At 68.6% G+C, this 22779-nt stretch carries 15 protein-coding genes and 1 tRNA gene; 14 read left to right on the forward strand and 2 right to left on the reverse strand.

From position 1 onward, the window contains the following. Positions 1 to 95: 95 nt before the first annotated feature. Positions 96 to 1304 (reverse strand): pyridoxal phosphate-dependent aminotransferase, encoded by a 1209-nt coding sequence (locus tag AB0I72_RS10285; RefSeq protein WP_358565248.1) that lies wholly within the window; start codon positions 1302 to 1304, stop codon positions 96 to 98. 218 nt (positions 1305 to 1522) lie between these two features. On the opposite strand from AB0I72_RS10285, the gene AB0I72_RS10290 reads away from it, so the two are divergent. From AB0I72_RS10290 to rplA, 5 genes are all read left to right on the forward strand, one after another. Then, a tRNA-Trp gene (locus AB0I72_RS10290) sits at positions 1523 to 1595 on the forward strand. 99 nt (positions 1596 to 1694) lie between these two features. Beyond that, positions 1695 to 2036 carry a preprotein translocase subunit SecE gene (gene secE, locus AB0I72_RS10295; RefSeq protein ID WP_358565251.1) on the forward strand — a complete coding sequence of 114 codons (342 nt, stop codon included), beginning with the start codon at positions 1695 to 1697 and terminating at the stop codon, positions 2034 to 2036. 191 nt (positions 2037 to 2227) lie between these two features. After that, complete coding sequence (gene nusG, locus AB0I72_RS10300; RefSeq protein ID WP_358565254.1) at positions 2228 to 3040, forward strand: transcription termination/antitermination protein NusG; 813 nt, start codon at positions 2228 to 2230, stop codon at positions 3038 to 3040. Between the two features lie 240 nt (positions 3041 to 3280). Beyond that, positions 3281 to 3709: a 50S ribosomal protein L11 gene (gene rplK / locus AB0I72_RS10305; protein WP_075928313.1), complete on the forward strand. Its 429-nt coding sequence runs from the start codon at positions 3281 to 3283 to the stop codon at positions 3707 to 3709. A gap of 117 nt (positions 3710 to 3826) precedes the next feature. Beyond that, the gene (gene rplA / locus AB0I72_RS10310; protein ID WP_358565257.1) at positions 3827 to 4504 is read left to right on the forward strand and encodes a 50S ribosomal protein L1; all 678 of its coding nucleotides are present in this window, start codon (positions 3827 to 3829) and stop codon (positions 4502 to 4504) included. Between the two features lie 83 nt (positions 4505 to 4587). Here rplA and AB0I72_RS10315 read toward each other — a convergent pair whose 3' ends face one another. After that, positions 4588 to 5439, reverse strand: a complete 852-nt coding sequence (locus AB0I72_RS10315) for a hypothetical protein (RefSeq protein WP_358565260.1) — start codon at positions 5437 to 5439, stop codon at positions 4588 to 4590. A gap of 444 nt (positions 5440 to 5883) precedes the next feature. Here AB0I72_RS10315 and rplJ point away from each other — a divergent pair, with 444 nt between their 5' ends. The 9 genes from rplJ (at position 5884) to tuf (ending at position 22709) form a co-directional block, all read left to right on the forward strand. Beyond that, entirely contained in the window at positions 5884 to 6411 is a 528-nt protein-coding gene (gene rplJ / locus AB0I72_RS10320; RefSeq protein WP_358565263.1) for a 50S ribosomal protein L10, read from the forward strand. A 96-nt stretch (positions 6412 to 6507) separates the two neighbouring features. Continuing rightward, positions 6508 to 6894, forward strand: a complete 387-nt coding sequence (gene rplL, locus AB0I72_RS10325) for a 50S ribosomal protein L7/L12 (RefSeq protein ID WP_358565266.1) — start codon at positions 6508 to 6510, stop codon at positions 6892 to 6894. A 767-nt stretch (positions 6895 to 7661) separates the two neighbouring features. After that, on the forward strand, positions 7662 to 11129 hold the full coding sequence (gene rpoB / locus AB0I72_RS10330; RefSeq protein WP_358565269.1) for a DNA-directed RNA polymerase subunit beta: 3468 nt from the start codon (positions 7662 to 7664) through the stop codon (positions 11127 to 11129). 34 nt (positions 11130 to 11163) lie between these two features. Beyond that, positions 11164 to 15042 carry a DNA-directed RNA polymerase subunit beta' gene (locus AB0I72_RS10335; RefSeq protein ID WP_358565272.1) on the forward strand — a complete coding sequence of 1293 codons (3879 nt, stop codon included), beginning with the start codon at positions 11164 to 11166 and terminating at the stop codon, positions 15040 to 15042. Between the two features lie 1907 nt (positions 15043 to 16949). After that, entirely contained in the window at positions 16950 to 17951 is a 1002-nt protein-coding gene (locus AB0I72_RS10340; RefSeq protein ID WP_358565275.1) for a hypothetical protein, read from the forward strand. A 486-nt stretch (positions 17952 to 18437) separates the two neighbouring features. Beyond that, complete coding sequence (gene rpsL, locus AB0I72_RS10345) at positions 18438 to 18809, forward strand: 30S ribosomal protein S12 (protein WP_014912437.1); 372 nt, start codon at positions 18438 to 18440, stop codon at positions 18807 to 18809. 2 nt (positions 18810 to 18811) lie between these two features. Beyond that, entirely contained in the window at positions 18812 to 19282 is a 471-nt protein-coding gene (gene rpsG / locus AB0I72_RS10350) for a 30S ribosomal protein S7 (protein WP_017598533.1), read from the forward strand. Positions 19283 to 19321: 39 nt separating this feature from the next. Continuing rightward, positions 19322 to 21433, forward strand: coding sequence for an elongation factor G (gene fusA, locus AB0I72_RS10355; protein ID WP_358565278.1), 2112 nt, complete (start codon positions 19322 to 19324; stop codon positions 21431 to 21433). Positions 21434 to 21515: 82 nt separating this feature from the next. Next, positions 21516 to 22709, forward strand: a complete 1194-nt coding sequence (gene tuf / locus AB0I72_RS10360) for an elongation factor Tu (protein WP_358565281.1) — start codon at positions 21516 to 21518, stop codon at positions 22707 to 22709. Positions 22710 to 22779 lie beyond the last annotated feature (70 nt).

The raw sequence follows: 22779 nt of genomic DNA on the forward strand, positions 1-22779 counted from the left end.
GGACCGGGAGACCGACCGGGAAACGGCGGCCGAACGCGAGCGCGCCCCCGACGGTGGTCGGGGGCGCGCTCGCTCGGACGGATCGGCGATCCGGGCTACTTGGCCTCGGCCAGCAGCTTCTGGACGCGGCTGACGCCCTCGACGAGGTCCTCGTCGCCGAGCGCGTAGGACATCCGGACGTAGCCGGGGGTGCCGAAGGCCTCGCCGGGCACGACCGCGACCTCGGCCTCCTCCAGGATGAGTTCGGCCAGCTCGGCGGAGGTGCCGGGCCGCCTGCCGCGGATCTCCTTGCCCAGGACGCCCTTGACGGACGGGTAGGCGTAGAAGGCGCCCTGCGGCTCCGGGCAGAGCACGCCGTCGATCTCGTTGAGCATCCGGACGATGGTCTTGCGGCGGCGGTCGAAGGACGCGCGCATCGCGTCCACGGCGGACAGGTCGCCGGAGACGGCGGCCAGCGCGGCGGCCTGCGACACGTTGGCGACGTTGGAGGTGGCGTGCGACTGGAGGTTGCCCGCGGCCTTGACCACGTCCTTGGGGCCGATGATCCACCCCACGCGCCATCCGGTCATGGCGTAGGTCTTGGCCACGCCGCTGACGATCACGGTGCGGTCGGCCAGCTCCGGCACCTCGACGGGGATCGAGGAGAACTCGGCGTCACCGTAGACCAGGTGCTGGTAGATCTCGTCGGTCAGCACCCACAGGCCCTTCTCCAGGGCCCACTGGCCGATCGCGCGGACCTGCTCGCGCGGGTAGATGGCGCCGGTCGGGTTGTTCGGGGAGACGAACACCAGGACCTTGGTGCGCTCGGTGCGCGCGGCCTCGAGCTGCTCGACGCTGGCCAGGTAGCCGGTGGTCTCGTCGGTGGTGACGTACACCGGGACGCCGCCCGCGAGCTTGATCGACTCGGGGTAGGTGGTCCAGTACGGGGCCACGACGATGACCTCGTCGCCCGGGTCGAGCATCGCGGCGAAGGCCTCGTAGATGGCCTGCTTGCCGCCGTTGGTCACCAGGATCTGGGAGGGCTCGACCTGGTAGCCCGAGTCGCGGGCGGTCTTCTCGGCGATGGCCTTCTTCAGCTCGGGGAGGCCGCCGGCCGGGGTGTAACGGTGGAAACGCGGCTCGCGGGCCGCCTCGACAGCGGCATCGACGATGTAGTCGGGGGTCGGGAAGTCCGGCTCTCCGGCCCCGAAGCCGATGACGGGACGCCCCTCCGCCTTCATGGCCTTGGCCTTCGCGTCGACGGCGAGGGTGGCCGACTCGGAGATAGCGCTGATACGTGCAGAGACTCGCGGTCGCTCAGTCATGCCCCCCATGGTGTCATGTGCCCTCGACCAGGGTGCCGGGGGTGGGGACGGGGCGGTCGCGGGGGCGGTGCGGCGGGGGCGCCCGGGGAAAGCGGTTTGGTCTCGACAGCGCGCAGGCCTTACACTCATGCGAGCCGACCGGTCGACGGGTGGCGCTCCCCGGCATGGGGTGCGGACCCGGTGCGGACCGGCTATGGTGGGGACGCAGTTTCCGTCCAAGGGCAGTGGCTCAATTGGTAGAGCACCGGTCTCCAAAACCGGCGGTTGGGGGTTCGAGTCCCTCCTGCCCTGCACGAACGCGCGGTGTGGCGGTCGTTTCGGCCGCCGCACCACGCGGGGCGTTACGGAACTACGGGGATGACCAGCAGCCCGCGACCCTAAGGACCCCAGGTGACCCAGACTGACGCCGACGCCAAGCCCGACAGGGAGCCCAAGCGTCGTACCGGTCCTGTGACCTTCACCAAGCAGGTCGTCGGAGAGCTCCGCAAGGTTCGCTGGCCCACGCGCCGCGAACTGGTCACCTACACCATCGTCGTCCTGGTGTTCGTCGTCCTCGTCCTCAGCTACGTCTCGCTCCTCGACTTCGTCTTCGCCGCGCTCACCACGTGGCTCTACGCCGGGTTCAGCCTGGAGGGCGAGTTCCAGGCCCTGCCGCTGTGGACCAGCATCGCCACCGGCGGTCTCGCGGTCATCCTCGGTGCCATGGGCATCATGCGCAGCAGGGGCGACTAACCGTCCCAGGACACGGGCCCGCGCGGGCACGACGGCGGTCCGGATGTGACACCGCTCGCCGTCGCCGTCCACCCGTGCCTGGTCCCATCCCGCACGCCGAGACCGTAAGCTGGCAGGACGGGGTTCGACGTCGACCGCTGTCCGGCGCGCGTCGGCCCGCAGTAGCGCATCCGACGAGAGAAAGAGCAGCCGTGTCCGAGTCCCCACTGACCCCTGACGACTTCCCCGAAGAGGAGCCGGGTCAGCCGTCGGAGGAAGAGACCGGCCCGGCGGGCGAGCTGTCCGAGGACGCGGCCGAGCAGCCCGAGGCCGAGGGCCGGGAGCCGGCCGACGAGGCGGACGAGCAGGCCGGTGACGAGGACGAGGAGGCCGGGCAGGAGCCCGAGCTCCCCCGACTCGACCCCGTCGAGGAGTTCCGCGCCGAGCTGATGCTGCTCCCCGGCGACTGGTACGTCGTGCACACCTACGCCGGGTACGAGAAGCGGGTCAAGGCCAACGTCGAGAGCCGCACCCAGTCGCTCAACATGGAGGAGTACATCTTCCAGGTCGAGGTGCCCGAACACGAGGTCACCGAGGTCAAGAGCGGCAAGCGCCAGCAGGTCACCGAGAAGGTCCTGCCCGGCTACGTGCTCGTGCGCATGGACCTGACCGACGAGTCCTGGTCGGCCATCCGCAACACCCCGGGCGTGACCGGCTTCGTGGGCCTGTCCAACAAGCCCGCCCCGCTCAGCCTCACCGAGGTCGCCAAGCTCCTGGCGCCCGAGCCGGAGGAGGAGCCGGAGGAGGAGCGCAAGGCCAAGGCCGCCGCCGGTGTCGGCGAGGCCCGTTCCGACGTCGCCTACGAGGTCGGCGAGTCCGTCACCGTCATGGAGGGGCCGTTCGCGACCCTGCCCGCCACGGTGAGCGAGATCAACCCCGACACCCAGAAGCTCAAGGTGCTCGTGTCGATCTTCGGCCGCGAGACCCCGGTCGAGCTGTCCTTCAACCAGGTCGCCAAGATCTGACCCGTCCGGGCAGTGACCGGACCGACGTAGACTTGGTGGGTCCGCCTCCGGGCGGACCCGCTCGTGCGCTCCGCCCCGCGCGGGGCGCCCCGGCCCGCCCGGTCCCGGCGGGCCGCCGTCCCCGTGCCCGGGGACGCGCCCTCCCCGGCAGCGGCGCCCGGTGCGGTCCACGCGACCGCGCGGCGCCGTCAGGAGGGCCAGGGGACCAGCACACACCGCATATCAGGCAAAGGACCCGACATGCCTCCGAAGAAGAAACTGGCCGCACTCGTCAAGGTGCAGCTTCCCGCCGGTCAGGCCACCCCGGCGCCGCCCGTCGGTACCGCCCTCGGTCCGCACGGCGTCAACATCATGGACTTCTGCAAGCAGTACAACGCTGCTACGGAGGCCCAGCGCGGCAACGTGATCCCCGTGGAGATCTCCATCTACGAGGACCGTTCCTTCACCTTCGTCACCAAGACGCCCCCGGCGTCCGGGCTGATCCTGAAGGCCGCCGGTCTGGACAAGGCCGCGACCGACCCGGGCCGCAGCACGGCCGGTTCGATCACCGCCGACCAGGTCCGCGAGATCGCGCAGACCAAGCTGCCCGACCTCAACACCGACGACGTCGAGGCCGCGGCCAAGATCGTCGCCGGCACCGCCCGCTCGATGGGCATCGAGGTCAAGTAGCCCCCTCGCACCGGGGCGCCGGGCGACCGCCCGCGCCGCGAGGGGTGTCGACGTCAAGAACCGACAGTGGCAGGGCCAGGCGCTGGCCCACCGACCACACGTTCCTAGGAGAACCGCGTGAAGCGCAGCAAGAACCACCGCAAAGCCAGCGAGCTGGTGAACCGTGACAAGCTCTACAGCCCCGCCGAGGCCGTGAAGCTCGCCAAGGAGACCTCCACCACCAAGTTCGACGCGACCGTCGAGGTCGCCCTGCGTCTGGGCGTCGACCCGCGCAAGGCCGACCAGATGGTCCGCGGCACCGTGAACCTGCCCAACGGCACCGGTAAGACCGCTCGGGTCCTGGTCTTCGCGACCGGTGAGCGTGCGGAGCAGGCTCGCGCCGCTGGCGCCGACCACGTCGGTGACGACGACCTCGTCCAGGAGGTCCAGAACGGCTTCCTCGACTTCGACGCCGTCGTCGCCACCCCGGACCTCATGGGCAAGGTCGGCCGCCTCGGCCGCGTGCTCGGTCCGCGTGGTCTCATGCCCAACCCCAAGACGGGCACCGTCACCCCGGACGTGGCCAAGGCCGTGACCGACATCAAGGGCGGCAAGATCGAGTTCCGTGTCGACCGCCACGGCAACCTGCACTTCATCATCGGCAAGGCGTCCTTCGACGACGCCAAGCTGCTGGAGAACTTCCAGGCCGCGATCGACGAGGTGAACCGCCTCAAGCCGTCCGCCGCCAAGGGCCGCTACATCAAGAAGGCCGTGGTCACCACGTCCATGGGCCCGAGCATCCCGCTCGACGCCTAGTAGCGCCCGGTCTCCGGAACAGCAGAACGGCCCCCGGTCCCGCGAAGGGACCGGGGGCCGTCGCCGTGTCGGAGGGCCAGCGACTACAGGTCGGTGATCTCGTCCTCGGCGGGCATCTCGAAGGAGGTCTCGCCCAGGGCGGAGAAGACCATCGAGACATCGGAGACGTCGTCGCTGAAGTCCATGCGCATCGGGAAGCCGTCCTCGGAGATCCAGACGGACGTGTTCATGGAACCCTCGACCGAGCCGCCGATGAGCTCGTTGAGGGCGCTGCTCTGCTCCTCCGGGAGGGCGTCGATCTGCTCACGGGTGAGCGTGCCGTCGACGCGGGTGGTCTCGACCCCGCTGATCTCCTCGGTCCCGGCCTCCTCGGCGGACTCGATCGAGGCGATCGCGTCCGCGACGTCCGAGAGGCTCGACACGTCGAACATGTCCTCCGGGGTCGGCATGGAGTCCATGCCGGAGGCGCCACGGGCCCAGGCGGTGTCGACCTCGAGGTTGCCGTTGTGGTTGGACACGAGCGCCTCGCCCTCGGCGGGCACGATGACGATCGAGGTGCCGAGCTCCTCGGCGGTCAGGTCCGTGGTCTCACCGCCGAGTTCGGCGAGCTCCAGCATCATCTCGCCGATGTCCGGCATGACGATGGTGACCTGGGCGGCCTGCGGGTCGTCCATGACCTCGTAGGTGAGGTCCATGCTCGTCTCGCCGAACTCGGGGTCGGTCATGCTCATCGCCATGGCGAGCGTGTAGTTGTCGACCTCCTCGGTGTTCGAGGCCAGGTCGGCGAGGAGGCTCAGGACGCCTCCGCCCTCGGTCGCGCTCTCCTCGGCGGCGGCCTCGGTCGTCTCCTCGGGCTCGGCGGACTCGCCGCCGCAGGCGGCGAGGGACAGGCTCAGGGCGCCGGCGGCCAGCAGGGCCGGCACACGGGTCTTCATAGGGGTGGGTACCTTCTTCGATGGGGGACGGATGGGCCGGAGGGAACGGGTCTCCGACCGGTCATGTTGCCACGTGCATATGACACATCGGGCACGAGGCAACGGTTGTTGATGGGACGGCGTCCCTTTTGGAACGGTTCCGTGTTGTGAGTGCGCTCACGTCGCGGTCGGGGCCCCGGCTTCCGTCCCAGGCGTTCCTCCGCGTCCTGTAGCATGAGTACTTGCCGAAGACCGCTGGTCGTCACCCGAACGGGTGACCTAAGGACCCATTCGCGATGGGCGCCCGCGCAGGTGTCACCAGAGCTTTCCCGTTCCGGGCGCGTTCTCTCGCCCCGTGGACGCGGTCGTGCCCCGTGCGCCTCGCGCTCGGGGCCTTTTCTCGTGCAGACGCCGATCGCGTGAGTCCTTGGGAACCAACCAGCGTTCACTGTTGGAAGGAGTCCCATGGCGAGGCCGGACAAGGCCGCCGCGGTCGCCGAACTCACGGAGGAACTCCGCGAGTCGAACGGCGCCGTGCTGGCGGAATACCGGGGACTCACTGTGGCCGGGCTCAAGGAGCTCCGCCGCAGCCTCGGCCAGAACGCGCGTTTCCGCGTCGTGAAGAACACGCTGACCAAGATCGCCGTGAGCGAGGCCGGAGTCGACGAGAAGGTCAAGGACCTGCTCGAGGGCCCCACCGCCGTCGCTTTCATCCGCGGTGACGTGGTCGAGGTCGCCAAGAGCCTGCGTGACTTCGCGAAGGCGAACGAGCCCCTGGTGATCAAGGGCGGCGTCATCGACGGCAAGTCGATGACCGCCGACGAGGTCACCAAGCTGGCCGACCTGGAGTCCCGCGAGGTGCTTCTCTCGAAGATGGCCGGTGCGCTCAAGGCCAAGCAGGGCCAGGCCGCCGCCGTCTTCCAGGCGCTCCCGACCAAGGCCGTGCGGCTCGCACAGGCCCTGGCGGACAAGCGCTCCGAGGAAGCGGCCTAGACAACCCGATCCCGGCGGGTGCGTACGTCACCCGCCTCATGGCTCGCACGTGGCGTCGACGGACGCGCGTGTCCGTAGAGAAAGAGAGATCGCATCATGGCGAAGCTCAGCAACGAGGACCTGCTTGCCGCGTTCGAGGAGATGACCCTCCTCGAGCTGTCCGAGTTCGTGAAGCTGTTCGAGGACAAGTTCGACGTCGAGGCCGCCGCCCCGGCCGCCGTCGTCGCCGCCCCGACCGGCGGTGGCGCCGCCGCCGAGGCCGAGGAGGAGAAGGACGAGTTCGACGTCGTCCTCGAGGCCGCCGGCGACAAGAAGATCCAGGTCATCAAGGAGGTCCGCGGCCTTACGAGCCTGGGTCTCAAGGAGGCCAAGGACCTGGTCGACAACGCTCCCAAGCCGCTGCTCGAGGGCGTCAACAAGGAGACCGCCGACAAGGCCAAGGCCGCCCTCGAGGGCGCCGGCGCCACCGTCACCCTCAAGTAGTCCCACGCGGGCCGTACGGGCCCGCTGGTACGCGCCACGCGGCCGTTCCTCCTCCGGGAGGGACGGCCGCGTCGTCGTTTCCGCGGGGGGGCGGCGCCCGGTGGCGGCGCGGGTGCGCGCGAGCGGGGGCGGCCCGGTTCGCGGCCGAGTGGCCGGGGCGTGGAGGTAAGGTGCCCTTCGCCGGGTTTCGCGCCGTGTCCGACCCCGGACGGTCGCCGAGGTGTGCGAAGCTGGGGCGGTCGCGGACGCGGCCGTGGACCTCGCGGGGGGCGTCCGTGTGTGCGAAGTGTCCCCGGGACGCGATAATCTCCGGGTCCCGGGATTCTTGACGGGTCCCGGGGAGAGTGTTTACCCGCCCTGGGTGGGGGAACCCTTCCGGGTGTCCGATGGCTCGTATCCCCCTGGGGCCAGGGCGGGCGCGCTGGGCCACCCAACACGGTCCCGACGGTGGAGACCATCGTCGGAATCCGCGCCGAAGGCGGCCTCCGGGCTTGACGGATCGCCCGCCACGGGTGATCCTGCCGGTGTCGTGAGTGGCGCCGTGGACCGTGAGTGGACAGCGGTGTGGTGTTCGGCTACACTGCTCTTTTGCGCTGCCCTTTGGTGATCCCTGTGTCGGTGTACGGCTTCCGCCATCCCGTTTTCGTCTGGACACGGTAGCCCGTTCCCGCTCGTGTGACCGTCTCAACCGTGTTGCGGCGGTCCTCCCGTGACGGATCGTCTGGCGTGCGCGCTTCAACCGCCACAAGCCTTCGGAAGGACCCCTGTTGGCAGCCTCGCGCAACGCCTCCGCTAACGCCCTTGGTCCGAACCGCGTTTCGTTCGCCCGTATTCAGGAACCGCTCGAGGTCCCGAACCTGCTCGCCCTGCAGACCGAGTCGTTCGACTGGCTGCTGGGCAACGAGAAGTGGAAGACCCGGGTCGAGACGGCCCGAAACGCTGGCCGCAAGGACGTTCCGGAGCAGTCCGGTCTCGAAGAGATCTTCGAGGAGATCAGTCCGATCGAGGACTTCTCGGGCACGATGTCGCTGTCGTTCCGCGACCATCGGTTCGAGCCGCCCAAGTACTCCGAAGAGGAGTGCAAGGACAAGGACATGACCTACTCCGCCCCGATGTTCGTCACGGCGGAGTTCATCAACAACGACACCGGTGAGATCAAGAGCCAGACGGTGTTCATGGGCGACTTCCCGCTCATGACCGTCAAGGGCACCTTCATCATCAACGGCACCGAGCGCGTCGTCGTGTCCCAGCTGGTCCGCTCCCCGGGCGTGTACTTCGACCGGTCGGTCGACAAGAGCTCGGACAAGGACCTGTTCGGCTGCAAGGTCATCCCGTCCCGCGGCGCCTGGCTCGAGTTCGAGGTCGACAAGCGCGACTTCGTCGGTGTGCGCATCGACCGCAAGCGCAAGCAGGGCGTCACCGTCCTGCTCAAGGCGCTGGGCTGGACCACCGACCAGATCCTCGAGCGCTTCGGCCAGTACGAGTCCATCCGCAACACGCTGGAGAAGGACCCGACCGCGGGCACCGACGACGCGCTGCTGGACATCTACCGCAAGCTGCGTCCGGGGGAGCCGCCCACGAAGGAGTCGGCCCAGGCGCTGTTGGAGAACCTCTACTTCAACCCCAAGCGCTACGACCTCGCCAAGGTCGGCCGCTACAAGATCAACAAGAAGCTCGGTCTGGAGACCGACTACACCCAGGGCACCCTCACCGAAGAGGACATCGTCGCCACCATCGACTACCTCGTGCGCCTGCACGCGGGTGAGGTCGAGCACGAGACGGCCGTCGGCACGCGGCCCGTCGAGACCGACGACATCGACCACTTCGGCAACCGGCGCCTGCGCACGGTCGGCGAGCTCATCCAGAACCAGGTCCGCCTGGGTCTGGCCCGCATGGAGCGCGTCGTCCGCGAGCGGATGACCACCCAGGACGTCGAGGCGATCACGCCGCAGACCCTGATCAACATCCGCCCCGTCGTGGCCTCCATCAAGGAGTTCTTCGGCACCTCGCAGCTGTCCCAGTTCATGGACCAGACCAACCCCCTGGCGGGTCTGACCCACAAGCGCCGCCTCTCGGCCCTGGGTCCGGGCGGTCTGTCCCGTGAGCGGGCGGGCTTCGAGGTCCGTGACGTCCACGCCTCCCACTACGGCCGCATGTGCCCGATCGAGACCCCCGAGGGTCCGAACATCGGTCTGATCGGCTCCCTCGCCGCCTACGGCCGGGTCAACTCCTTCGGGTTCGTCGAGACCCCGTACCGCCGCGTCGTCGACGGCCGCATCACCGACCAGGTCGACTACCTCACCGCGGACGAGGAGGACCGGTACGTCATCGGCCAGGCCAACACGCCGATGAACCCGGACGGCACCTTCGCCGAGTCCCACGTCCTGGTGCGCCGCAAGGGCGAGGAGTTCGAGCAGGTCCGCTCGGACGAGGTCGACTACATGGACGTGTCGCCGCGCCAGATGGTGTCGGTCGCCACCGCCATGATCCCGTTCCTGGAGCACGACGACGCCAACCGCGCGCTCATGGGCTCCAACATGCAGCGCCAGGCCGTGCCGCTGCTGCGCGCCGAGGCCCCCTTCGTCGGCACCGGCATGGAGTACCGCGCCGCCACCGACGCCGGTGAGGTCATCCTCGCGGAGAAGGCCGGTGTGGTCGAGGACGTCACCGCCGACTACGTCACGGTGATGGCCGACGACGGCACCCGCAAGACCTACCGCCTGGGCAAGTTCCAGCGCTCCAACCAGGGCACCTGCTTCAACCAGCGGCCGATCGTGCACGAGGGCCAGCGGGTCGAGGAGTCCCAGGTCCTGGCGGACGGTCCGTCCACCGACCAGGGTGAGATGTCGCTGGGCAAAAACCTGCTCGTGGCGTACATGTCCTGGGAGGGCCACAACTACGAGGACGCGATCATCCTCTCCCAGCGCCTGGTGCAGGACGACGTCCTCTCCTCGATCCACATCGAGGAGCACGAGGTCGACGCCCGTGACACCAAGCTGGGCCCGGAGGAGATCACCCGCGAGATCCCCAACGTCAGCGAGGAGGTCCTGGCCGACCTCGACGACCGGGGCATCATCCGGATCGGCGCCGAGGTCGTCGACGGCGACATCCTCGTCGGCAAGGTGACCCCCAAGGGCGAGACCGAGCTGACCCCGGAGGAGCGCCTGCTGCGCGCCATCTTCGGTGAGAAGGCCCGCGAGGTCCGCGACACCTCCCTCAAGGTCCCGCACGGCGAGACCGGCAAGGTCATCGGCGTCCGCGTGTTCAGCCGCGAGGACGGCGACGAGCTCGCCCCGGGCGTCAACGAGATGGTCCGCGTCTACGTCGCCCAGAAGCGCAAGATCACCGACGGCGACAAGCTCGCCGGCCGCCACGGCAACAAGGGCGTCATCGCCAAGATCCTGCCCCAGGAGGACATGCCCTTCCTGGAGGACGGCACGCCGGTCGACATCATCCTCAACCCGCTGGGCGTCCCCGGCCGGATGAACGTCGGCCAGGTCCTGGAGGTCCACCTGGGCTGGCTGGCCAAGAACGGCTGGACGGTCGACGGGCTCGACGAACCGTGGAAGCAGTCGCTGAACGAGATCGGCGCCTCGGAGTCCGAGCCCGACTCCAAGGTGGCCACCCCGGTCTTCGACGGCCTGCGCGGCGACGAGCTCAACGGCCTGATCACGTCGGTCCGGCCCAACGAGGACGGCCACCGCCTGATCAACGACGAGGGCAAGGCGCGGCTGTACGACGGCCGTACCGGTGAGCCGTTCGCCGAGCCGATCTCCGTCGGCTACAAGTACATCCTCAAGCTCCACCACCTCGTGGACGACAAGATCCACGCGCGCTCCACCGGCCCGTACTCGATGATCACCCAGCAGCCGCTGGGCGGTAAGGCGCAGTTCGGCGGTCAGCGCTTCGGTGAGATGGAGGTGTGGGCGCTGGAGGCGTACGGCGCCGCCTACGCCCTCCAGGAGCTGCTCACCATCAAGTCCGACGACGTGGTGGGCCGGGTCAAGGTCTACGAGGCCATCGTCAAGGGCGAGAACATCCCCGAGCCGGGCATCCCTGAGTCCTTCAAGGTGCTCATCAAGGAGATGCAGTCGCTCTGTCTGAACGTGGAGGTGCTGTCCAGTGACGGTATGTCCATCGAGATGCGGGACAGCGACGAGGACGTCTTCCGCGCGGCGGAAGAGCTGGGAATCGACCTGGGTCGGCGTGAGCCGAGCAGTGTCGAAGAGGTCTAACTTCCGCGATCTTCGAGAGCAGGGGACGAATTAAGTGCTCGACGTCAACTTCTTCGACGAGCTGCGCATTGGCCTGGCCACGGCCGAAGACATCCGCCAGTGGTCGCACGGCGAGGTCAAGAAGCCCGAAACCATCAACTACCGGACCCTCAAGCCCGAGAAGGACGGTCTCTTCTGCGAGAAGATCTTCGGTCCGACCCGGGACTGGGAGTGCTACTGCGGCAAGTACAAGCGCGTCCGCTTCAAGGGCATCATCTGTGAGCGCTGCGGCGTCGAGGTGACCCGCGCCAAGGTGCGCCGTGAGCGGATGGGCCACATCGAGCTGGCCGCGCCCGTCACGCACATCTGGTACTTCAAGGGTGTGCCCTCCCGCCTGGGCTACCTGCTGGACCTGGCGCCGAAGGATCTCGAGAAGATCATCTACTTCGCCGCCTACATGGTCACGTGGGTGGACACCGAGGCCCGTGAGCGCGACCTCCAGTCCCTGGAGGCGCGGATCTCGGTCGAGAAGCAGCACCTGGAGCAGCGCCGCGACTCCACCATCGAGGAGCGCCACCGCAAGCTCGAGGCCGACCTGGCCGAGCTGGAGGAGCAGGGCGCCAAGGGCGACGCGCGCCGCAAGGTGCGCGAGGGCGCCGAGCGCGAGATGCGCCAGCTGCGCGACCGCGCCCAGCGCGAGATCGACCGCCTCGACGAGGTCTGGAACCGGTTCAAGAACCTCAAGGTCCAGGACCTCGAGGGCGACGAGATGCTCTACCGCGAGATGCGGGACCGCTTCGGGAAGTACTTCCGCGGCGGCATGGGCGCCCAGGCCATCCAGGACCGGCTCTCCAACTTCGAGCTGGACCAGGAGGCGGAGAAGCTCCGCGAGACCATCCGCACCGGCAAGGGCCAGAAGAAGGCCCGCGCCCTCAAGCGGCTCAAGGTCGTCTCGGCGTTCCTCAACACCACCAACAGCCCCATGGGCATGGTGCTCGACTGCATCCCGGTCATCCCGCCGGACCTGCGTCCGATGGTGCAGCTGGACGGTGGCCGCTTCGCGACCTCCGACCTCAACGACCTGTACCGCCGGGTGATCAACCGGAACAACCGCCTCAAGCGACTGCTCGACCTCGGCGCGCCCGAGATCATCGTCAACAACGAGAAGCGGATGCTCCAGGAGGCCGTCGACGCCCTGTTCGACAACGGCCGCCGCGGCCGTCCGGTCACCGGGCCGGGCAACCGTCCGCTCAAGTCGCTGTCCGACATGCTCAAGGGCAAGCAGGGCCGCTTCCGCCAGAACCTGCTGGGCAAGCGCGTCGACTACTCCGGCCGTTCGGTCATCGTCGTCGGCCCGCAGCTCAAGCTGCACCAGTGCGGCCTGCCCAAGCAGATGGCCCTGGAGCTGTTCAAGCCGTTCGTGATGAAGCGCCTGGTCGACCTGAACCACGCGCAGAACATCAAGAGCGCCAAGCGCATGGTCGAGCGGTCCCGCCCGGTCGTGTGGGACGTCCTGGAAGAGGTCATCACCGAACACCCGGTGCTGCTCAACCGCGCTCCCACCCTGCACCGCCTGGGCATCCAGGCCTTCGAGCCGCAGCTGGTCGAGGGCAAGGCCATCCAGATCCACCCGCTCGTCTGCACGGCGTTCAACGCCGACTTCGACGGTGACCAGATGGCCGTGCACCTGCCGCTGTCCGCCGAGGCCCAGGCCGAGGCGCGGCTGCTGATGCTGGCCACCAACAACATCCTCAAGCCGTCCGACGGCAAGCCCGTGACCATGCCCACCCAGGACATGATCATCGGTCTGTACTACCTGACGACGGAGAAGACCGGCGCCACGGGCGAGGGGCGGGCGTTCCGGTCCCCGGCCGAGGCGATCATGGCCTACGACATCGGGGACCTGGACCTGCAGGCGAAGATCCGCCTGCGGATCGCCGACGGCGCTCCCGCGCCCAAGGACTGGACGCCGCCGGAGAACTGGCAGCAGGGCGAGCCGTACACCCTGGAGACGACGCTGGGCCGGTACCTCTTCAACGAGGCCACCCCGGTCGACTACCCGTACGTCAACTTCCAGGTGGGCAAGAAGCAGGTCTCGGCGCTGGTCAACGACCTGGCCGAGAACTACCCCAAGGTCCAGGTCGCCACGACCCTGGACGCCCTGAAGGACGCCGGTTACCGCTGGGCCACCCGGTCCGGTCTGACCATCGGCATCGAGGACGTCGTCGCGCCTCCGGCCAAGACGGAGATCCTCGAGGGGTACGAGCGCAAGGCCGACAAGATCCAGCGCGAGTACGACCGCGGTCTCATCACCGACGACGAGCGCCGTCAGGAGCTCACCGAGGTGTGGACCCAGGCCACCGCCGAGGTCGCCCGGAACATGGAGGAGAACTTCCCCGCCGACAACCCGGTGTGGATGATGGTCCAGTCCGGCGCCCGCGGTAACCCGATGCAGGTGCGTCAGATCGCCGGTATCCGCGGTCTGGTCTCCAACACCAAGGGTGAGACGATCCCGCGTCCGATCAAGTCCTCCTACCGCGAGGGCCTGTCCGTCCTGGAGTACTTCATCTCCACGCACGGTCAGCGCAAGGGTCTGGCCGACACCGCCCTGCGTACCGCCGACTCGGGTTACCTGACCCGTCGTCTGGTGGACGTCGCGCAGGACGTCATCGTCCGCGAGGTCGACTGCGGCACCGACCGCTCGCTGTGGCACGAGATCGGTGAGAAGAGCGCCGCCGGCGCCGTCGTGCGCAAGCACAACGTCGAGAACACCGGTTTCGGCCGTACCCTCGCCGAGGACGCCGTGGACGCGGACGGCAACGTCGTCCTGCCCGCGCTGTCCGACACCTCCGAGCAGAACATCGACAAGCTGATCGCGGCGGGCATCACCCGCGTGCGGATCCGTTCGTCGCTGACCTGTGAGGCGAAGATCGGCGTGTGCTCCACCTGCTACGGCCGGTCCATGGCGACCGGTAAGCCGGTGGACGTCGGTGAGGCGATCGGCATCATCGCGGCGCAGTCCATCGGTGAGCCCGGTACCCAGCTGACCATGCGGACCTTCCACATGGGTGGTTCGGCCGGTCAGGACATCACCCACGGTCTGCCCCGTGTCCAGGAGCTCTTCGAGGCCCGCATCCCCAAGGGTGTGGCGCCGATCTCCGAGGTCGAGGGCCGGATCCGGATCGACGACACGGAGAAGAGCCGTAAGATCGTCGTCATCCCGGACGACGGCACGGACGAGATCGCCTACCCGGTGCCGATGCGCGCCCAGCTCCTGGTCAGCGACGACGACCACGTGTCGGTCGGCCAGCAGCTGATCCAGGGCGCGATCAACCCGCACGAGGTGCTCCGCATCCAGGGCCCGCGCGCGGTGCAGCAGCACCTCGTGTCGGAGGTCCAGGAGGTGTACAAGTCGCAGGGTGTGTCCATCCACGACAAGCACATCGAGATCATCGTCCGCCAGATGCTCAAGCGGGTGAACATCCTCGAGTCGGGCGACACCGAGCTGCTGCCGGGTGAGATGGTCGAGCGGCCGAAGTTCGAGCGGATCAACCGACGCGTCGTGTCCGAGGGCGGACAGCCCGCGGCCGGACGTCCGGTGCTGCTGGGCATCACCAAGGCCTCGCTGGCCACGGAGTCCTGGCTGTCGGCGGCCTCCTTCCAGGAGACCACCCGGGTGCTGACCGAGAACGCGATCCACGGCAAGAGCGATCCGCTGCTCGGCCTCAAGGAGAACGTCATCATCGGTAAGCTCATCCCGGCCGGTACCGGTATTCCGCAGTACCGCAACATCCGGGTCGAGCCGACCGAGGAGGCCAAGGCCTCGATGTACTCGGTCTCCGGCTACGAGGAGCCCAGCGAGTACACCTTCGGACAGGGATCGGGCGAGGCCGTTCCGCTGGAGGAGTACGACTTCGGGCCGTACAACCGGTAAGAGCGGTTGGCTGAACGGACGGCGGCGGTCCACCACCTCCCCTCGGGGGTGGTGCCGCCGCCGTTTCACGTTGTCGATCCGCACATCGCGGTGTGGATGGGGAGAGAGCGCTTCGGCGCTGTCGGGAGAGCAGGCGCACAGTGACTGATAACGGGGGCGGACGGGATTCGGGCTCGCGGGACGAGGACTCGTGGTTCAAGCCGAGCGAGAACCGCTACCGCTCGCAGTCGGAGTACCAGGACCCGATGGAGGACGGGCAGACCGGAGACACGGTCTTCCCGGACAGCGGAGGCTACGCGGGGCTGAGCACGTCGCGGCCGCCGATGGTCGAGCCGTACCCGGAGGCGCTGGGGGGACCGCCGCAGCCGAGCCCGCCGGCGCCGGGCGCCATCTCCTACCCCGGTGCGGGGGCCTCGGCCTACGAGCCCCTGACCCGGATTCCGGGCGAGCCCGAACCGCACGACGAACCGAGCTACCCGGGGATCGCCGCGAGCGCGGAGGTCCCGCTGCCGCCGGAAGCCCCGGAGGACACCGGCCGGGACGACACCCCGTGGTCCGCTGAGCCGTGGTCCCCGGAGACGTCCGTCGATCGGGGCGTCGGGCCGCTCTCCGGCGGCCCCGCGCGCGATGGGGAGTCCTGGTCCGACGAACCTCTGTCGCCTGAGCCGTTTGGTGTGTCGGGTGGGTCCGGGTGGGACTCCGGGTCTGGTGTGCGTGATGAGCCGTGGTCTCCGGGCACGGGTGAGGATGCTCCGTGGTCGGCTGACGGCACGGCCCCTGCGGGTGAGGAGTCGTGGTCGCCGGATTCCTCCCTGGATCGGGGTGTCGAGCCGAGGTCCGGTGACACGAGTCTCGGTGGGACACCGTGGCCGGCTGAGGCGGACGGGCCCGATGAGGAGGGGTGGCCCTCTGTGCGCGCCGGTGGGTCCGCGTCCCCGGTGTCCGACGAACCTCTGTCGCCTGAGCCGTTTGGTGTGTCGGGTGGGTCCGGGTGGGACTCCGGGTCTGGTGTGCGTGATGAGCCGTGGTCTCCGAACGCGGGCGAGGATGCTCCGTGGTCGGCTGAGGCGGACGGGCTCGATGAGGAGGGATGGCCCTCTGTGCGCGCCGGTGGGTCCGCGTCCCCGGTGTCCGACGAACCTCTGTCGCCTGAGCCGTTCGGTGTGTCGGGTGGGTCCGGGTGGGACTCCGGGTCTGGTGTGCGTGATGAGCCGTGGTCTCCGGGCACGGGTGAGGATGCTCCGTGGTCGGCTGACGGCACGGCCCCCGCGAGCGAGGAGTCGTGGTCGCCGGATTCCTCCCTGGATCGGGGTGTCGAGCCGAGGTCCGGTGGTCCGGGCCGCGAGGAATCCTGGTCTCCGTCCGCGTCCCCGGTGTCGGATGGGCCCCTGACCCCTGAGCCGTTCGGTGTGTCGGGTGCGTCCGGGTGGGACTCCGGGTCTGGTGTGCGTGATGAGCCGTGGTCTCCGGGCACGGGTGAGGATGCTCCGTGGTCCGCTGATGGCGCGAGCCTCGCGGGTGAGGAGTCGTGGTCGCCGGATTCCTCCCTGGATCGGGGTGTCGAGCCGAGGTCCGGTGGCCCGGACCGTGAGGAATCCTGGTCTCCGTCCGCGTCCCCGGTGTCGGATGGGCCCCTGACCCCTGAGCCGTTCGGCCCGTCGGCCGGGTCCGGGTGGGACTCCGGGTCTGGTGTGCGTGATGAGCCGTGGTCGTCTGACGGGGCCTCCGGCGACGCCCCGTGGGCGCCGGACGCCGCCCTCGATCAGGGCGTCGGCTCGCGGTCCGGTGCTCCCGGCCGGGACGAGGAGCCCTGGTCCCGGTCCACCGACCATGACACGTGGTCCTCGGCCCCGGTGCCGGACGGACCCCCGGCCCCTGAGCCGTTCGGTGTGTCGGGTGGGGCCGGTGTGCGTGACGCCGCCCTCGACCGGGTCAACGACACCTGGACCCCCGGCGACGACGGTCTGGGGGCCCGGACTCCGAGCCACCCGGCGAGCGGCCCGGACACCTGGGAGGACGAACTCGGCCCCCGGTCGGACGCGCCCTCCTCCTGGGACGGACGCACCGACGACCTCGACACCTGGGCCGGGGCGGACGGTCCCGCGACGGACCGCTACGCCGACGAGCTCTCGCCCGCGCCCGGCGGCGGCACCGGCAACACGTGGGTCTTCGACCGGGAGGACGCCCGTCTGCCCGAGTCGGTGCGCGAGGCCGAGCGGCGCCGCCGCGAGGGCGGACCCGCCCAGCCCGAGTACCGCGACTGGGACGCCGACCCCGGGGAGCCGGACGCCGACGGCCCGCGTGAGCCGGGCGGTGCGACGCAGATGTTCGACGCGCTCTCCCACGACGAGGCGGAGGACGCCTACGCCGACCAGCCGTACGACTCGCGGTACCACGACACCGGGTTCGACGGCGACCCCGACGAGATCTACGAGGACGAGTACGACGCCCCCGCTCCGGGTGCGCCGTCGGACCTCGGCCCCGAACCGGAGCCGGAGCCCGAGTACGACGACGGCTTCACCCCGGCCGACTACGGCATGCCGGTGGACCGGTCGAGGGCGCGTCGGAGGCGCGACCCGATCGCGAGCGACTTCCCGGGCTTCGACGACCGTCCGCCCGGCGGCGAGGCGGGCGACGCCTACCCGGGCTACGACAGCGTCGACTTCCTCGCCGACACCGAGCGCGGGGCGCTCGTCACCCTGTGGCTGGGTCTGGCCTCGCTGCTGCCTGGCATCGGCCTGGTCACCGCGGTCCTCGCGCTGTTCGTCACCGGCCCCAGGGCCAAGCGGGCGATCCGCGGCTCGGGGGGCACGCTCGACGGGCTGGGCTTCATCACCACCGGAACCGCGTTCGCCGTGATCGGCATCCTGGTGACGGTGATCTCCGTCGCTCTGTTCTTCGTCCTCTAGCACGTCGGCCGCCTTCCCCGGGACGTCCCGGGGAAGGCGGCCGTTCACGTGTGGGCGACTCCATCCCCTTTCCCCAGGGAAACCTGGGACGAAGCGAGCGCCGAAGCGCGTAGACTGGTGGGGACCCACGGCTACGCGAGAATCGGATTCACGGTCCTCGCCATGTCGCACACCGTTTTGACCGTGTACACGGCGGGCGGTAGCCTGTGTGATTGTGCCCGTGAGTCGACGGGTCACACGTGTGTGTGCGGCGCCTTTCGCCCGACCGGGAGCGGCTTGACCCTCCCGAGGTTCGGTACTGGCGTGCCGCTCATGTGAACCCCCTCCCAGCAACGGCCCCAGGCCGGGTGTGTTCGGCTTCGCCATGCGCCAGAACGAGCGCGACACGCCCGACATCGGGGGTCGGGGAGGTTCGGGAAATCCAGCAGGTCAATAGCGATATCGGCTACGAGAACCGGCGTAGGTCACGAGGAAGACGGAGACGCGGTGCCCACCATCCAGCAGCTGGTCCGTAAGGGCCGACAGGACAAGGTCGCAAAGAACAAGACCCCGGCGCTGAAGGGGAGTCCGCAGCGTCGTGGTGTGTGCACGCGTGTCTACACCACTACGCCGAAGAAGCCCAACTCCGCTCTGCGCAAGGTCGCTCGCGTGAAGCTGAGCAGCGGCATCGAGGTGACTGCCTACATTCCCGGCATCGGTCACAACCTCCAGGAGCACAGCATCGTGCTGGTCCGTGGCGGTCGTGTGAAGGACCTGCCGGGCGTCCGCTACCGAATTGTCCGCGGTTCGCTCGACACCCAGGGTGTCCGGGGCCGCAAGCAGGCGCGTAGCCACTACGGCGCCAAGAAGGAGAAGTAAGCATGCCGCGCAAGGGCCCGGCGCCGAAGCGCCAGCTCATCACCGACCCGGTCTACGGCTCGCCGCTCGTCACGCAGCTGATCAACAAGGTGCTGCTCGACGGCAAGCGCTCCATCGCCCAGCGCGTCGTCTACGACGCCCTGGAGGGCGCTCGCGAGAAGACCGGCCAGGACCCGCTCGTCGTTCTCAAGCGCGCCCTGGACAACGTCAAGCCCGCGCTCGAGGTCCGCAGCCGCCGCGTCGGTGGCGCGACCTACCAGGTGCCGGTCGAGGTTCGCGCCTCCCGGTCCACCACGCTGGCCCTGCGCTGGCTGGTCTCCTACTCGCGTCAGCGCCGTGAGAAGACCATGACCGAGCGTCTGATGAACGAGCTGGTCGACGCCAGCAACGGTCTCGGCGCGGCCGTCAAGAAGCGTGAGGACACGCACAAGATGGCCGAGTCGAACAAGGCCTTCGCTCACTACCGCTGGTAAAGCGGCTGGATCGGAACAGACCGAGGGACGACGAGCCTCATGGCTAAGACTTTGCTTGACCTGGCCAAGGTGCGAAACATCGGCATCATGGCCCACATCGACGCGGGTAAAACCACGACGACGGAGCGCATCCTCTACTACACCGGTGTCACCCACAAGGTGGGTGAGGTCCACGACGGCGCCGCCACGATGGACTGGATGAAGGAGGAGCAGGAGCGGGGTATCACCATTACCTCGGCTGCCACCACCACCCACTGGGCCGACCACACCATCAACATCATCGACACGCCCGGCCACGTCGACTTCACGGTCGAGGTCGAGCGTTCGCTGCGTGTCCTCGACGGTGCGGTCGCGGTGTTCGACGCCAAGGAGGGCGTGGAGCCCCAGTCCGAGCAGGTCTGGCGTCAGGCTGACCGCTACGGCGTCCCGCGCATCTGCTTCGTCAACAAGATGGACAAGATCGGCGCCGAGTTCCAGCGCTGCGTGGACATGTTCCGCGAGCGTCTGGGCGCGAACGCGATGCCGATCCAGCTGAACATCGGTGCCGAGAGCGACTTCAAGGGCGTCATCGACCTCGTCCGCATGAAGGCCTACGTCTGGAACGAAGAGGCCGCGCTGGGCGAGATGTACGACACGATCGACATCCCGGACACCCACGCGGACGCCGCCCGCGAGGCGCGCGACCAGTTCATCGAGACGCTGGCCGAGGCCGACGACGAGATCATGGAGCTGTTCCTGGAGGGCCAGGAGCCCACCGTCGAGCAGCTGGTCCCGGCGATCCGCCGCGCCACCATCGCCGGTACCGCCGTGCCGGTGCTGTGCGGCACCGCGTTCAAGAACAAGGGCGTCCAGCCCCTGCTCGACGCGGTCACCGACTACCTCCCCTCGCCCCTGGACGTCGAGGCCATCGAGGGCCACGACCCCAAGGACGAGACCGAGGAGACCAAGCTCTCCCGCAAGCCGAGCGTCGACGAGCCCGCGTCCGCCCTGGTCTTCAAGATCATGAGCGACCCGCACCTGGGCAAGCTGACGTACGTGCGCATCTACTCCGGCGTGCTCCAGTCCGGCTCCCAGGTGCAGAACAGCGTCAAGGGCCGCAAGGAGCGCATCGGCAAGATCTACCGCATGCACTCCAACAAGCGTGAGGAGATCAGCGAGGCGGGCGCGGGCGACATCGTCGCGGTCATGGGTCTGAAGGACACCACGACCGGCGAGACGCTGTGCGACCCGTCGTCTCCGATCGTCCTGGAGTCCATGTCGTTCCCGGCTCCGGTCATCGAGGTGGCCATCGAGCCGCAGACCAAGAGCGACCAGGAGAAGCTGGGCATCGCGATCCAGCGCCTGGCCGAGGAGGACCCGTCCTTCCAGGTGGCCACGGACGACCAGACCGGTCAGACCGTGATCTCCGGCATGGGCGAGCTGCACCTCGAGGTGCTGGTCAACCGGATGCGCGACGAGTTCAAGGTCGCGGCGAACATCGGTAAGCCCCAGGTGGCGTACCGCGAGACCATTCGCAAGAAGGTCGAGGGGCACGTCTACACCCACAAGAAGCAGACCGGTGGGTCGGGCCAGTTCGCCAAGGTCAAGATCAACATCGAGCCGCTCGAGACCGAGAGCGGCGACGCGACCGGCTACGAGTTCGTCAACGCGGTCACCGGTGGCCGTATCCCGCGGGAGTACATCCCGTCGGTCGACGCGGGCTGCCAGGAGGCCGCCGAGCTGGGTGTGCTCGCGCACTACCCGCTCGTGGGCGTCAAGGTGACCCTGACGGACGGTCAGTACCACGAGGTCGACTCCTCCGAGATGGCCTTCAAGACCGCCGGGTCGATGGCCTTCAAGGAGGCCGTCAGGCTCGCGAAGCCCACGCTCCTGGAGCCGGTCATGGCCGTCGAGGTCACCACTCCCGAGGACTACATGGGCGACGTCATCGGAGACCTGAACTCCCGTCGTGGACAGATCCAGTCCATGGACGAGCGTTCCGGGGTCCGGGTCGTCAAGGCCCGGGTTCCTCTCTCCGAGATGTTCGGCTACGTGGGTGACCTTCGTAGCCGCACGCAGGGTCGAGCCAACTACTCGATGGTGTTCGACTCCTACGCGGAGGTTCCGTCCGCTGTCGCCCAAGAAATTGTGGCGAAGGTCCGCGGCGAGTAGTCGCCCGCGGACACGTAACCAGCCCGCTCCCGCGGCCGCGGGAGCAGGCACCAGATAGCTCTGTACGTCTAGGAGACATCCAGTGGCGAAGGAAAAGTTCGAGCGGACTAAGCCGCACGTCAACATCGGCACCATCGGTCACATTGACCACGGCAAGACCACGCTGACCGCGGCCATCACCAAGGTTCTGCACGACGCGTACCCGGACCTGAACCCGTTCACCCCGTTCGAGGACATCGACAACGCTCCCGAGGAGCGCGAGCGCGGTATCACCATCTCCGTCGCCCACGTCGAGTACCAGACCGAGGCGCGTCACTACGCCCACGTCGACTGCCCGGGCCACGCCGACTACGTGAAGAACATGATCACGGGTGCGGCCCAGATGGACGGCGCGATCCTGGTCGTGGCCGCCACCGACGGCCCGATGCCGCAGACCAAGGAGCACGTGCTCCTGGCCCGCCAGGTCGGCGTGCCCTACATCGTGGTCGCCCTGAACAAGGCCGACATGGTGGACGACGAGGAGATCTTCGAGCTCGTCGAGCTCGAGGTCCGCGAGCTCCTCAGCGAGTACGAGTTCCCGGGCGACGACGTCCCCGTCACCAAGGTCTCGGCGCTCAAGGCCCTCGAGGGCGACGCCAAGTGGGGCGAGTCCGTCCTCGAGCTCATGAAGACCGTCGACGAGAACATCCCCGAGCCCGAGCGTGACACGGAGAAGCCGTTCCTCATGCCGATCGAGGACGTCTTCTCGATCACCGGTCGCGGCACCGTCGTCACCGGCCGTATCGAGCGCGGTATCGTCAACGTCAACGAGACCGTGGACATCGTCGGCATCAAGGAAGAGAAGCAGACCACCACGGTCACCGGTGTCGAGATGTTCCGCAAGCTGCTCGACCAGGGCCAGGCCGGCGACAACGTCGGTCTGCTCCTGCGCGGCATCAAGCGCGAGGACGTCGAGCGCGGCCAGGTCGTCATCAAGCCGGGCACGACCACCCCGCACACCGAGTTCGAGGCCCAGGTCGTCATCCTGTCCAAGGACGAGGGTGGCCGCCACACGCCGTTCTTCAACAACTACCGCCCGCAGTTCTACTTCCGCACGACCGACGTCACCGGCGTCGTCACGCTGCCGGAGGGCACCGAGATGGTCATGCCCGGTGACAACACCGAGATGACCGTCCAGCTCATCCAGCCGGTCGCCATGGAAGAGGGCCTGAAGTTCGCCATCCGTGAGGGTGGCCGGACCGTGGGCGCCGGTCGCGTCACGAAGATCCTCAAGTAGTACCCGGGTCGGGGTGGCCGAGCGCCACCCCGACGCGGTGGTCGGGCCGTGTTCGCACGGCCCGACCACC

The sequence above is a fragment of the Nocardiopsis sp. NPDC049922 genome, from assembly GCF_040660275.1.
Lineage (GTDB): Bacteria > Actinomycetota > Actinomycetes > Streptosporangiales > Streptosporangiaceae > Nocardiopsis.